This window comes from Alteromonas sp. 1_MG-2023 (genome assembly GCF_030547075.1).
GTDB lineage: Bacteria > Pseudomonadota > Gammaproteobacteria > Enterobacterales > Alteromonadaceae > Alteromonas.
On the sequence record NZ_JAUOQH010000022.1, the window covers coordinates 16,725 to 30,177 of the forward strand.

The following is a 13,453-nucleotide window of genomic DNA, read 5'->3' on the forward strand; positions in this document are numbered from 1 at the left end:
ATTGTCTCGAATATTAGTTACTGTTTCCGCGATTAGACGGTTTACCTCTATTGCCACCGCTATTGCCGCGACCTTTACCATTACCACGACGTGACGAATTTCTTGTATTTGGTGTGCGTCTGCGTCTTGGTTTAGGCGCATTCACATCATCAAGCAAGGCACTCGCATCGTAATCGGTAACAGGAATAGCATGCTGAATATATTTTTCAATATCCGGCAAGTTCATCGCGTACTTTTCGCAGGCAAAACTAATGGCAATACCACTTTGTCCCGCACGACCGGTTCGACCAATACGGTGAACATAGTCTTCTGCGTCGTCGGGCAAGTCGTAGTTGAACACATGGGTAACAGAATCAATGTGTAACCCACGGGCTGCAACATCGGTAGCCACCAAAATGTCTAACTTACCTTTGGTAAAGTCTTCCAATATACCCAAGCGTTTTTTCTGTGGTACATCACCGCTTAACAAGCCCACACGGTGACCATCAGCCGTTAGCCAATCGGTAACACGTTCACAGCTGTATTTGGTATTCGCGAACACAATGGCTTTATCCGGCCATTCTTCTTCAAATAGCGAAAGAAGCAGCAGCATCTTGTCATCATCAGATGGATAGAATAGCTCTTGCGATACCCGTGTCGCCGTCGTTTGCTCTGGCGCAACTTGAACGTGAGTTGGATTATTCATGTGCTCATAGGCGAGCTCTTGAACACGATAACTAAGTGTAGCTGAAAAAAGCATACTTAGGCGTTCGGTCGCAGGCGGCAAGCGTCGGAACAAAAAGCGGATATCTTTAATGAAACCTAAATCGAACATACGATCGGCTTCATCTAGCACGGCAACTTGAATATTATTCAAGGTAAACACGTTCTGTTTGTAATAATCCAGAATGCGTCCTGTCGTACCAATAATGATATCTACCCCTTCTTCAAGAGTTTCACGTTGACTTTGGTAACCTTCGCCCCCATAAATCAATCCAAGCGATAAACCGGTATGCTCACTGAGCAGTTTGGCATCGTTGAAAATCTGAACGGCGAGCTCTCTCGTTGGTGCCATAATAATGGCACGAGGGCCTTTTGATTTGCTGTTCTGCTCATTATCTGCTTTGCTTAGCAAATAGTGAAAAGTAGCAACCAAGAAGGCAATGGTTTTTCCTGTACCCGTTTGAGCTTGTCCGGCAATATCTAAGCCTTCAAGTAACGGAGGCAGAGATAACGCCTGTATTGGTGTACAATTAATAAAATTTGCCGCCGTTAAGGCGTCAACAACCTTGCTGTTAATCGGCAGGTCGGAAAATTGAGTATCAGTTAAGTGAGTAGGCATAGCTTATAGCTTATCAGTGCTTGCATTAAAAACGGTTTCTATATAACACTTATGGTAGAGCTGAAACAAATCAGCGACCGACCAAAAATGGAGAAAAGAATGAGCGACAAAATTATCCAGTTATCTGACGATAAATTCGAAGCAGATGTTATCAATGCTGAAGGTCCTGTACTGGTTGACTTTTGGGCCGAGTGGTGTGGCCCCTGTAAAATGATCGCGCCAATCTTAGAAGAAGTTGCGAACGAGTTTGAAGGCAAGTTAACAGTTGGCAAGTTGAATGTCGATGAAAATAACGAAACTCCACCTAAATATGGTATTCGTGGTATTCCTACATTGCTACTTTTCAAAAACGGTAACGTTGCAGCAACTAAAGTAGGTGCGTTATCGAAAACGCAACTTGCTGAGTTCTTAAACGAAAACCTTTAGTAGAACAGCAGTACAGAAAAAACCGGTGGCCTTGCTGCCGGTTTTTTTATTTACGCCTAAATATAACCAGTAGATGCGCCTACAGCAGCGCGAGTACAAATTATTTAACAATTGATGAGTAAAACGCTGGACGTTGATTACTTTTAGTGCTAACTTTTCACCAGCGCTCACCCGAGCAGCATTCTGCTTAGCCTCTATTCAGGCATAATCAAATCAAAAATTAGAACAGAGTAGTGACTACCATTCCTGTAAGCAAACCCCAAGCACAAAGACCCACCAGTATGAATTTAACAGAATTAAAGAACAAACCGATTAGCGAATTAGTCGCCATGTCCGAAGAAATGGGCCTGGAAAACATGGCTCGCGCTAGAAAACAAGACATCATATTCTCGATACTGAAATCGCATGCTAAAGGCGGCGAAGATATTTTCGGTGACGGGGTTCTGGAAATTTTACAGGACGGTTTTGGTTTCTTGCGATCAGCAGATTCATCTTATTTAGCAGGGCCTGATGATATTTATGTATCACCAAGCCAAATTCGCCGATTTAACTTGCGAACGGGCGATACCATTTCTGGTAAAATCCGCCCGCCAAAAGACAGTGAGCGATATTTTGCCCTGTTAAAAATCCGCGAAGTAAACTTCGATAAGCCCGAAAACTCTCGTAATAAAATCCTCTTTGAAAACCTTACTCCACTTCACGCAGCATCACGTATGCGTATGGAACGTGGGAACGGTTCAACAGAAGACATTACAGCGCGTGTTTTAGACCTAGCCTCACCAATTGGTAAAGGGCAACGTGGTCTTATCGTAGCTCCGCCTAAAGCGGGTAAAACACTTTTACTTCAGAATATCGCGCAATCTATTGCTGCGAATCACCCTGAAGCTGAATTGATGGTATTGCTCATCGATGAACGTCCAGAAGAAGTAACCGAAATGCATCGCCTTGTTCAAGGTGAAGTAGTTGCCTCTACGTTCGATGAACCTGCAAGCCGACACGTTCAGGTAGCCGAAATGGTTATCGAAAAAGCCAAGCGTTTAGTTGAGCACAAAAAAGATGTGGTCATCTTGCTTGATTCAATTACTCGTTTAGCACGTGCCTACAACACGGTAATCCCTTCGTCAGGTAAAGTACTTACCGGTGGTGTTGATGCCAATGCACTGCATAAACCTAAGCGTTTCTTTGGTGCTGCACGTAACGTTGAAGAAGGTGGTAGTTTAACGATTATCGCCACAGCGCTTATCGATACTGGCTCTAAAATGGATGAAGTTATCTATGAAGAGTTTAAAGGTACCGGTAACATGGAATTGCACTTGCATCGCAAAATTGCGGAAAAACGTGTATTCCCAGCTATCGATTTCAACCGTTCAGGCACCCGTCGTGAAGAGCTTTTAACGTCTCAAGAAGAACTACAGAAAATGTGGATCTTACGTAAAATCGTACATGAAATGTCAGAAATTGATGCTATTGAGTTCCTTATCAATAAGCTGGCTATGACTAAGACGAACGATGAATTCTTTAATGCTATGAAGCGTCAAAAGAGCTAATCAATATAATTTGAAGAAAGCGCCTAAGGGCGCTTTTTTTGTGTCTGCACGCCACCTCAAACACTGAATTATCACCCTTCACGTAATCGAAATAATTCTTATTATACTTCTGTCTAATTTCCCTAGGCTTCTGAATGAGTTAACTTCAAAAGTCTTATTGTCACAAGCACTGATGTTTTTAACTACCAGATAGTTTATTCTGGGTTTTTACTCTTCAAATGGAATAGATGTCATGTATCGGAAGTTAATTTCACTGGCGGTAGCAAGTTGTACTCCCTTTGCCTTTGCGCAAGTCGATGTTGATGCGTTGGCCACAGCAGTTGAGCCTAACGTTATAGAGTGGCGTCATCACTTTCACGAATTTCCAGAGCTGTCTAATCGTGAGTTTAATACTGCGAAATATGTCGCTAATTATTTAGAATCTTTAGGGCTAGAAGTTGAAACTGGCGTAGCGAGCACCGGTGTGGTGGCTGTGCTTGATAGTGGAAAGCCAGGTCCGGTTGTGGCGCTTCGAGCTGATATGGATGGCCTACCGGTTAAAGAGCAAGGCGACTTATCTTATCGTTCTACACAAATCGGCGAATATAACGGTCAGGAAGTGCCCGTCATGCACGCGTGTGGGCATGATACCCATATGGCTATGCTAATGGGGGCAGCAAAAATACTAACCGACATTAAAGGTGAACTTAAAGGTAAAGTGAAGTTCATCTTTCAACCTGCTGAAGAGGGCGCGCCAGCGGGCGAAATGGGCGGTGCTGAAGTCATGGTCAAAGAAGGGGTGTTAAAAAGCCCTGATGTAGACGTTATTTTCGGACTACATATAAGTTCAAACACCGATGTGGGCACAGTGCGCTACAACTCAGGTGGCACTATGGCTGCGGTAGACCCGTTTAAAATTGTCATTCACGGTAAGCAAGCTCATGGCGCATACCCGTGGAAAAGTGTCGACCCTGTGGTGACAGCGGCGCAAATGATCATGTCTATACAAACCATCGTTAGCCGTGAACTCAAGTTAATTGATGATGCAGCAGTCGTATCTATTGGTTCTATTCACGGTGGAAATCGCTCGAACATTATTCCAAATGAAGTTGAAATGGTGGGTACCATTCGCACGCTAAACAAAGCAGCTCGTGAACATATTTATGAAGCGCTTCCGCGTAAAGTGAAGGCTATTGCCCAGAGCATGGGGGCTGAAGCCGAACTTACGCTCCCTTTAGATTACTACTACCCAATTACTTACAACGACCCAGAACTTACCCAATCTATGGTCGCCACTATGCAGCGCACCGCGGGTGTAGATAATGCTATTGTTTCTAAGCCGGTTACTGGCGCTGAGGACTTTTCATTCTACCAAGAACAAATTCCTGGGTTATTTGTATGGGTGGGCGGTAAGCCACTGGACGTATCTGAAAAAGATAGCCCAGCGCACCACACGCCTGAGTTTTATGTTGACGATTCTGGTATGAAGTTAGGCGTGAAGCTACTGACTAACTTCACGCTAGATTACATGGCGCAGCACTAAACATGTTAGTGCCAGAGGGAGGCGTTGTTGTTCGCTAAACAGCCTTGGTCGCTAACTCTGGCACTACATCTGTTACTCATTGCAATAACAGGTATTGCCTTAAATGCAGTACCTGCTCCTTTCGAAAGTAGTGGCATCGCCGTATTCGGAATAGGCGCTGGCGTATACGCTGCGCTTAGGTTTCCTCCCACTGTCGCTATTCCAATTGCCTTAATCATCAGCATTCCACTATGGCTTTTTCATAGCAGTATTGTAGGTAGAGAGAGCTTATCTTTACTTCCAATCGTGGTAAGCCTTTTTGGCTACCAAAAATCTCTTCGCCAAGTCATTAAAGTAGGCGCGGGCTTTTGGTCGCTTATCTTCCTGCCAATATTAGTATTAGAGCATGCGTTCTACGAAGCCGATCAGCCTGCAATGATGTTCTCTGGTGTCCTTGTTACTTGGGTGAGCGGTGTGTTTGGGCTTATTGCTGGGCACTTTATTTATTTGGCGACTAAAGGGCTGACACGTAACCATGTGGGCTCACAAGAAAAAGTATCACTACACTTTTTATTCAGCTATTTTTTCTCTGGCTGTTTTTTCGCCGCGTCGATGGCGGTGGTGTACTTGTCTGTTTCCCTTTATCAAGACGATCAAAAAAATCAGATTACCCGTTACATGCATCAACGGGTTGCGGTTTTAGAGCAACAATTATCTGAATTTATTGGACAGCATCAAAAAGCAATTGCCGTTGCTTCTCAATCATTATCAACACCCTATGCTATCGATAAACTAGAGGAGGCGAGCAGTAATCAGCTGTCTGTATTAGCCGCCCATTATCCTGAGTTCATCACGTTTTTAATCTCTGACGAGAGTGGCAATATCACTCACTCCTACCCACCAGACTTGCTACAAAAAGCGAAAGCGATTGGCAAATCGAATGTTGCCTACCGCCCCTATTTTTCGGAAGCGATGGAAACAGGTAGTCCCTACCTTTCTAATGTATTTAGAGGGCAAGGGTTCGGCGATGACGCCATTGTTGCGATTTCTTCGCCCATTCTTAGTGAAAATGGCATACCTATTGGCATCGTAGAAGGGTCTTTATCCCTTCGAAGTTTCACAGAAATAGATGAGCTGAGCATTAACGGGTTTTCGCTTCTGCTCGAAGATGCTAAAGGTGACGTTATTTATGCTTCACCAGCATTAAAGCTAAAACCACTTAGTGAGGCACCCACTTACTTATGTAATGGTAAGTGCGATATGAACATTGAAGATGGGCCGCTAGGAAAACAATGGTTGAGGGCACAAGGGCAGTTACCTACCGCAGATTGGCAAGTTAGCTACTACTTCGATTATCGCCGCTTACTAGCGATAATGAGCGAGTATTTGTTAACCGACCTATTGCTGCTACTCGCCTTATCGGTATTTGGTACATTTATGGGCTCTGTGGTGTCCAGAATGATTGATTCTCCCATTCGACGGCTCATACGTTACATTGCTAATTTTACCCCCTCGCAGGTTCGCAAAGTGGAAACTTTATCGGGTAGCACATTACATATTCAAGAGCTTGTGTCCCTGAATGATGAATTCAGTAGTTTAGAAGGGCGGTTAGTTGAAGCGTTTAAAGCACTTGAGTCGGCGAGAGCTAATGAACAAGCGTTAAATATAGAGCTTGCTGAATTTAATCAAAGCTTGGAAGGCAAAATTGAAGAAAAAACACGGCATTTAGCGCTGGCCCTTGAAGAGGCCAAAGCCGCGAGTGTGGCAAAAACACAGTTTCTCGCCAATATGAGTCATGAAATTCGCACACCAATGAACGGTATTATAGGGTCTTGTGAATTAATGATGGATTTATCGCTGCCTGACACCGCCCGCTATAGAACCGAAACAATCTCACATTCAGCCAGTAATCTACTGATGATTTTAGATAGCATTTTAGATTGGTCAAAAATAGAGTCTGGGAAAATGCTCGTTGATAGACGCAACGTTTCAATCATGCATACTATCAATGCTTCCAGTGTTCTGTACGAGCGCAGTGCAAGTAACAAAGGCATTTCAATAAAAGTTGATATTGATGACAGTGTTCCAGAGATTTTAATTACCGACGGTGGCAAGCTTAGCCAAATCATTAACAATTTGGTGAGTAACGCCATCAAATTTACCCCTAGTGGCGATGTACTCGTTCACGCTAATTACGCGAATGGCGAGCTACATTGTTCGGTTAGCGATTCGGGTATTGGCATAGCGCCTGAAAAATTAGAAAGTATTTTCGAACAATTTGAGCAAGCAGATGCGTCTATTACACGAGATTACGGTGGTACAGGTCTAGGATTGGCTATTACAAAAGGGTTAGTAGAGCTCTTAGGCGGGCGCATAGGGGTTGAGAGCAGAGAAGGCAAGGGCACCACTTTTAGTGTGAAATTTCCTTGTGAAGAAGGTATGCCTCAAGCTTACTCAGCCTCAGTGGCCACCCACTCATTACCTAAGGATTTGAAAGTGCTGCTGGCCGAAGATAATGACGTTAACGCCGATATTGTGATGGATATGCTAGGGGCGGCTGGCGTAAAAAGATTTAGGGCTAAAAATGGTGTGGAAGCCTTAGAGGCGGCTAAGCGTCATGCGTTTGATGTAATTTTAATGGATTATCAAATGCCTATAATGGATGGACTCACTGCTTCACGACATATACGTCAACAAGCAAAAAACAAAGACAGTGTGATTATTATTGCGCTAACCGCCAATGCCTACGACGATGACAAGGCGGCATGTTATGCCGCCGGTATGAAAGCGCATTTGAGCAAACCGATAAGAAAGCAGGTGCTAATCGACAGTATTGCCCGTGAACTTGCTAGCGTTTGATGCCACTTTTCCTGTGTTTTTGCTAGGTTTGTTACCCACCATATATAACACAATATAGCCCAGTGTCGCGGAAACAATAGAGCCTGCTAAAATGCCAACCCGCTCATCAAATATTTGATTAATACCCGTCTCTTCAAAGGCTAGGCCACCAATAAACAAACTCATGGTAAAGCCCACGCCGCACAATAACGCGCAGCCATAGATATGTTTAAGGTTAAGATCGTCAGGTAAGGTTGCTAATTTTAACTTAACCATTAAATAGCAAAAGCCGAATACCCCCACCTGTTTGCCGATCACAAGGCCTAAAAATATGCCAAAAGTAACGGGGTGAAAAATACCCTCGGGGCTAATATTACCGAAGCTTATCCCTGCATTAGCGAAAGCGAACAGAGGTAAAATGGCAAAGCTGACCGTGCTGTTTAAACTACGCTCTAAGCGGGTTACTGGTGAATAAGTCTCATCTTTGCTGTCTCGCATTGGTATAAATGCCGCCAAAATAACGCCTGCCAATGTAGCGTGTACCCCTGATTTGAGCATGGCTACCCATAAAATAATGCCCACCAACATGTACGCAGGAATATCCACTACATTTCGTCTGTTCATTTGCCACAGCAGAAGTAAACACGCACCTGCCACCATAAGGGCGCCCATGGTAATGTGATTGGTATAGAAAAGCGCAATAATCACAATAGCGCCAATGTCATCGATAATGGCTAATGTGACTAAGAAAATTTTAAGGCTGGTTGGCACACGGCTTCCAAGTAAAGCCAATATGCCTAATGCAAAGGCGATATCTGTCGCCGCTGGAATGGCCCAACCCGCAATGGCCACAGGATTTTCCCAGTTGATGCCAACATATATAAGTGCGGGTACTATCATGCCACCAATAGCCCCAGTAGCGGGAAGCACAATATCTTTAGGGTTGGATAGCTCCCCTTCACATATTTCACGTTTAAGTTCTAAGCCAACATGAAAGAAAAACACAGCCATAAAGCCATCATTAATCCATAGCAGCAATGGCTTATCGATAGCCCATGTACCTGCTGAAATTTGAACGGGTAAGCTAATTAAATGGTCATAAAGATAGTCGAGGGGGGAGTTCGCGATAATGAGTGCAAGTACGGTGGCTACCATTAGCAATATGCCAGGGGCTGCTTCGCGATTAAGAAAGTCTGATACTACATCCTGTACTTCTACAATAACTTCATCAATTACGTCTTTTTGATGCTCTTTCGACATTATCGATACCTCCATTTGCCCCCGTTATGTTGAAGGCTTACGACCAGTCAAGTGCACGTGAGTTATCACAGGGGCTAGAGCTAAACACTGAATGGGTTAACTATTTGTAATTCTATAACCGTTTTACGCAAATAAAGGGGCAGCTAGATCACTTGCGGCTAATATGTGGGATTTGTTGGCGAATTAGGCTACAATCGCGGGCTTTTCCGGTTATCCAATTTACCTATCTTAGAGGATTTCTAGATGGCAAAAGTCGCAATAGTTATGGGCTCAACCTCAGACTGGCCTACCATGCAACAAGCAGCAAAAATGCTGAAGTCGTTTGGTGTTGAATTCGACGCGAAAGTGGTGTCTGCACACAGAACTCCCAACTTGTTAGTAGAATTTGCCGAAGGTGCAGCAGATGAGGGCTTTAGTGCCATTATTGCTGGCGCGGGTGGTGCAGCGCACTTACCAGGCATGATTGCAGCGCATACGCATTTACCTGTATTCGGTTGCCCTGTGAAGTCTAAAGCGTTAAGTGGTCTTGATTCTCTTTTATCGATAGTACAAATGCCCAAAGGTGTTGCAGTAGGCACACTCGCCATTGGCGAGGCGGGCGCCGCAAATGCTGGGCTTTTAGCGGCGCAAGTCGTGGCGTTGCAGGATACTCAGGTTCGTGATGCCGTTATCGCCTTTAGAAAACAGCAAACCGAAACCGTATTAGCATCAAGTAATACCTTGGAGCTAGACGAATGAGAGTAGTCGTTTACGGTGCAGGCCAATTGGCGCAAATGATGTATTTGGCGGGCAGTCCGCTTGGTATTGACGTGCAGGCTGTCGACGTAAACAACGACACCCTTGTGCACCCCGTAAGTAAAGCGCCACTAGATACTACGTTAGATCAGGCTTTAGAAGGCGCCGATGCGTTAACGGTAGAATTTGAGCACGTACCCGAGCACCTACTTGAAGACGCCGCCAAAACGGGCAAGCTAATGCCTAGTATTGAAAGTATTCTTGTTGGCGCTGACAGGGTCCGTGAAAAAGCTTTGCTAGAAGGCATGCAAGTGGCTAACAGTGCACACCGCATTGTGACTCACCTTGACCAACTCGATGAATGTATTGACGCTTTAGGTGAAAAGCTCATTCTTAAATCAAGCCGTGATGGTTATGACGGTTATGGCCAATGGCGCATAGCTGACAAGAATGAACTGCCTGAGCTAAAACGTGCTCTTGGCACATTGAACCTTGAAAAAGTCCCCTTAGTGGTAGAGAAAATGGTGCCTTTCGAGCGTGAACTTTCATTAATTGGAGTTCGCAATAAACAAGGTGATGTTCGCACTTATCCATTAGCTGAAAACCTACACTATCAAGGGCAGTTACATGTGTCAGTTGCCCCTGCAACGAATGTTGACGATGCCCTTCAAGCCAAAGCTCATGATATCTTTGTGAAGCTAGCATCTGGAATGGATTATGTGGGCGTATTGGCGGTTGAACTGTTCCAGTGTGGCGATGAGCTATTGGTTAATGAGCTTGCACCGCGAGTTCATAATTCAGGGCATTGGAGTCAATCGGGCGCGGTTACCAGTCAATTTGAAAATCATCTTCGTGCTATTTGTGGTTTACCTTTAGGTGACACGTCCGCCATTGGCCCAAGCGCAATGATAAATATTATTGGCTGTAGTAGCTTTTCAAGAGAGCTATTGAGTATTGATGGCAGCCATTTGCACTGGTATGGAAAATCTGTGCGTGAAAAACGCAAAATGGGTCATATCAATGTCACGACGGATAGCTATACAAAACTGGGCGAAAAATTACACGATTTAAGCCAATATTTGCCGTTAGAGTACTTTCCTAAACTGATTAGTGAAGCAAAACGTTTAAAAGGTTGACAAGCTTTTATTTGTGGCTATTATACGCATCCGCTGTTAACCCAGCGGGTGTGAAAAGTGTGCCGACTTAGCTCAGTTGGTAGAGCAACTGACTTGTAATCAGTAGGTCGCCAGTTCGATTCCGGCAGTCGGCACCATTTTTCAAAAAAATGTTTTTCAAAAGATGTTTTCACAAGACGTCTATCACAAAACGTTCTTCGCGTGATGTTCCTCACATGACGCACTCCAGTTTTCGATAACGTTTCCTTGCTATTGATTTATCTTCAGACTTTCTCTATTTACCTTACTCAGCTTTCGCTATCTATTATTTGTTCGAGCATTGGGCTTTGTTCGAGAATTGGGCTTGCAGATTTTTCATATTGTCTTTTTTCTTGAATAGACCTGCCGTACACTAGCATTCTACTCATATTATGGACGCTGCGGTATGACATCACACACACCTTCACTCTCTTTCAAATTACTTGCATTATTTATGTTTGCGCTGACAGCATGCAGTGTTCAAGCTAACCATCCGGTTGCCGTTAGCGATGGATATGCAAGGGCGACATTTCCCATGGCAAAATCTGCCGCACTTTATTTCACCTTAAGTAATGAAAGTGATAAGCCAGTAACCTTGATAGGCGTTACGGTAAGCTCTGATGTAGCCAACGATGCACAAATTCATACCACTGAAATGAAAGACGACATGATGCGCATGCGAGAAGTAAAAGAGGGGGTGACGGTTAGCCCGAGTGAATCTGTTTCTTTCGCGCCAGGCGGATATCACGTGATGTTATTAGGATTGGAAAAAGGCCTATCAGAAGGCAACGCCGTTGCATTAACCTTAACGTTTGATGATGCCCCCGACTTATCCATTAGCTTACCTGTCAAAGGGTTGGATAAAGAAGCCGGTCATCGACACCATCATTAAGGTGATTCGTCTATTTAGATGGTCACAATCGCTAAAATTATAATCCAAATCAACATTCTTAGAGTATGATTACTATAACCTTTGAATTGTTATTCAATTCCAAATTTAGTGAAACAATTGCTAACCCAAGGAGAGATCTATGAGCAAGATTGATATCGGTATTTCAGAAGACGATCGTAATGCAGTGGCTGAAGGCCTTAAAAAACTATTAGCAGACTCTTATACGCTTTACCTTCAAACCCACAACTTCCATTGGAATGTTGAAGGGCCGCAATTCAGACAATTACACCTTATGTTTGAAGAGCACTATATTGAGCTAGCCGAAGCAGTAGATGAAATTGCTGAACGTATTCGTACACTAGGTGTTTCTGCACCAGGTACATACAAGTCATTCGCTGAACTAAGTGCAATTGACGAAGTGGAAGGTGTTCCAGAAGCATCGGAAATGGTTGCATTACTTACTCATGGCCATGAGCAAGTAGTTAAAACGTGCCGCGATTCACTTAAACTAGCACAAGATGCTGAAGATGAGTCTTCTGCAGCACTAATTGGCGACCGTATGCGCGTTCACGAAAAGACTGCTTGGATGCTTCGCGCAATGTTGGCAAAATAAGCCGTAACACTTACTGGCGAAAATATTATGACACGCACCATAACAAACGTGCTGTCTGTTTGTACATTAGCGCTGGCTGGGGTAACCCAGCCAGCGTTTTCGCAACAAGCAGACACTAAAACAGAAACTAAAGCGCAATTTGTTGTTACTGAATTAGCAAAGGAACTTGTTCATCCTTGGGGAATGGCATTTTTACCCAACGGAGATTTGCTTGTTACCGAGCGCGATGGTGGTATTAGACGTTTAAATAAAGCCGGCGAGTTATCGCCTCGCTTTACTAATGTGCCTTCAGTAGAAGCTAACAACCAAGGTGGCATGTTAGATATTGCTATCGACCCCGACTTTGAGACCAACAACACCATTTACTTTTGCTTTAGCCAGCCCGGCGACGGCGGAAGTAGCAGCAGTGTTGCCAAAGCTACCTTAGCAGGTGACTCTTTAAGTGATGTAGAAACTATTTTTAGTGCCTTACCACTGGTAGATAATGGGTTTCACTTTGGGTGCAGACTGGCATTTAATGCTGACAAACAGCTTTTTATTACCCTTGGCGATCGCTATAAATATATGAAGGAAGCACAGAATACCGAGAACCATTTCGGCACCATTGTGCGCATTAATCGCGATGGCAGTGTGCCTAGCGATAATCCCTTTATTAACGGTAAAGCGCCTGAAATCTACAGCTACGGCCACCGTAATGTTCAAGGCATTACTATTCATCCAGAAACGGGTGAAGTATGGGCTATGGAACATGGGCCTAAAGGCGGTGATGAAGTTAACTTGCTTTCAAAAGGGGCTAATTACGGTTGGCCTGTAATTACCTATGGTATTGATTACAGCGGTGCCGTAATCAGTGATAAAACCCATTCGGAAGGCATGGAACAACCGGTACTTTATTGGGACCCTTCAATCGCACCAAGCGGAATGACCTTTTACCAAGGTGATATGTTCCCGCAGTGGAATGGCGACCTATTAGTGGGGTCACTAAAATTTACCCACTTGCGCCATATCGAAATGGATGGCGACAAACCTGGTGAGCAACATGAATATTTACGTGACAACAATGCCCGTATTCGTGATGTAGAAGTAGGCCCGAAAGGTGCAATCTTCTTGTTAACGGATGCGCCAAACGGCAAGGTATTAAAGCTTACGCCAGCTGAGTAATGGTT

Annotated in this window: 11 protein-coding genes and 1 tRNA gene; 10 read left to right on the forward strand and 2 right to left on the reverse strand. The window is 44.2% G+C overall.

Annotation, left to right across the window (positions count from 1 at the left end):
* Positions 1–13: 13 nt before the first annotated feature.
* Positions 14–1,321, reverse strand: coding sequence for an ATP-dependent RNA helicase RhlB (gene rhlB / locus Q4561_RS17860; RefSeq protein WP_303462583.1), 1,308 nt, complete (start codon positions 1,319–1,321; stop codon positions 14–16).
* A 99-nt stretch (positions 1,322–1,420) separates the two neighbouring features.
* Here rhlB and trxA point away from each other — a divergent pair, with 99 nt between their 5' ends.
* From trxA to Q4561_RS17880, 4 genes are all read left to right on the forward strand, one after another.
* The gene (trxA, locus tag Q4561_RS17865) at positions 1,421–1,747 is read left to right on the forward strand and encodes a thioredoxin TrxA (protein WP_013785606.1); all 327 of its coding nucleotides are present in this window, start codon (positions 1,421–1,423) and stop codon (positions 1,745–1,747) included.
* Positions 1,748–2,028: 281 nt separating this feature from the next.
* Positions 2,029–3,294, forward strand: a complete 1,266-nt coding sequence (rho, locus tag Q4561_RS17870; RefSeq protein WP_211068940.1) for a transcription termination factor Rho — start codon at positions 2,029–2,031, stop codon at positions 3,292–3,294.
* Positions 3,295–3,526: 232 nt separating this feature from the next.
* The gene (locus tag Q4561_RS17875) at positions 3,527–4,816 is read left to right on the forward strand and encodes an amidohydrolase (protein ID WP_303462587.1); all 1,290 of its coding nucleotides are present in this window, start codon (positions 3,527–3,529) and stop codon (positions 4,814–4,816) included.
* A gap of 27 nt (positions 4,817–4,843) precedes the next feature.
* Positions 4,844–7,654, forward strand: coding sequence for an ATP-binding protein (locus Q4561_RS17880; RefSeq protein ID WP_303462589.1), 2,811 nt, complete (start codon positions 4,844–4,846; stop codon positions 7,652–7,654).
* Here Q4561_RS17880 and nhaA read toward each other — a convergent pair.
* Entirely contained in the window at positions 7,616–8,893 is a 1,278-nt protein-coding gene (nhaA, locus tag Q4561_RS17885; protein WP_303462591.1) for a Na+/H+ antiporter NhaA, read from the reverse strand. The genes Q4561_RS17880 and nhaA overlap by 39 nt on opposite strands.
* Before the next feature lie 243 nt (positions 8,894–9,136).
* Between nhaA and purE the strand changes: the two genes are divergently transcribed.
* The 6 genes from purE to Q4561_RS17915 all read left to right on the forward strand — a co-directional run bounded on the left by purE (position 9,137) and on the right by Q4561_RS17915 (position 13,448).
* Positions 9,137–9,631: a 5-(carboxyamino)imidazole ribonucleotide mutase gene (gene purE / locus Q4561_RS17890; RefSeq protein ID WP_303462593.1), complete on the forward strand. Its 495-nt coding sequence runs from the start codon at positions 9,137–9,139 to the stop codon at positions 9,629–9,631.
* Positions 9,628–10,764 carry a 5-(carboxyamino)imidazole ribonucleotide synthase gene (locus Q4561_RS17895; protein ID WP_303462595.1) on the forward strand — a complete coding sequence of 379 codons (1,137 nt, stop codon included), beginning with the start codon at positions 9,628–9,630 and terminating at the stop codon, positions 10,762–10,764. Before purE ends, Q4561_RS17895 begins: the two co-directional genes overlap by 4 nt.
* Positions 10,765–10,825: 61 nt before the next feature.
* Positions 10,826–10,901 (forward strand) — tRNA-Thr (locus tag Q4561_RS17900).
* Between the two features lie 287 nt (positions 10,902–11,188).
* Positions 11,189–11,674 carry a copper chaperone PCu(A)C gene (locus tag Q4561_RS17905; RefSeq protein WP_303462597.1) on the forward strand — a complete coding sequence of 162 codons (486 nt, stop codon included), beginning with the start codon at positions 11,189–11,191 and terminating at the stop codon, positions 11,672–11,674.
* A 139-nt stretch (positions 11,675–11,813) separates the two neighbouring features.
* Positions 11,814–12,287 carry a Dps family protein gene (locus tag Q4561_RS17910; RefSeq protein WP_303462599.1) on the forward strand — a complete coding sequence of 158 codons (474 nt, stop codon included), beginning with the start codon at positions 11,814–11,816 and terminating at the stop codon, positions 12,285–12,287.
* Positions 12,288–12,314: 27 nt separating this feature from the next.
* The gene (locus tag Q4561_RS17915; protein WP_303462601.1) at positions 12,315–13,448 is read left to right on the forward strand and encodes a PQQ-dependent sugar dehydrogenase; all 1,134 of its coding nucleotides are present in this window, start codon (positions 12,315–12,317) and stop codon (positions 13,446–13,448) included.
* Positions 13,449–13,453 lie beyond the last annotated feature (5 nt).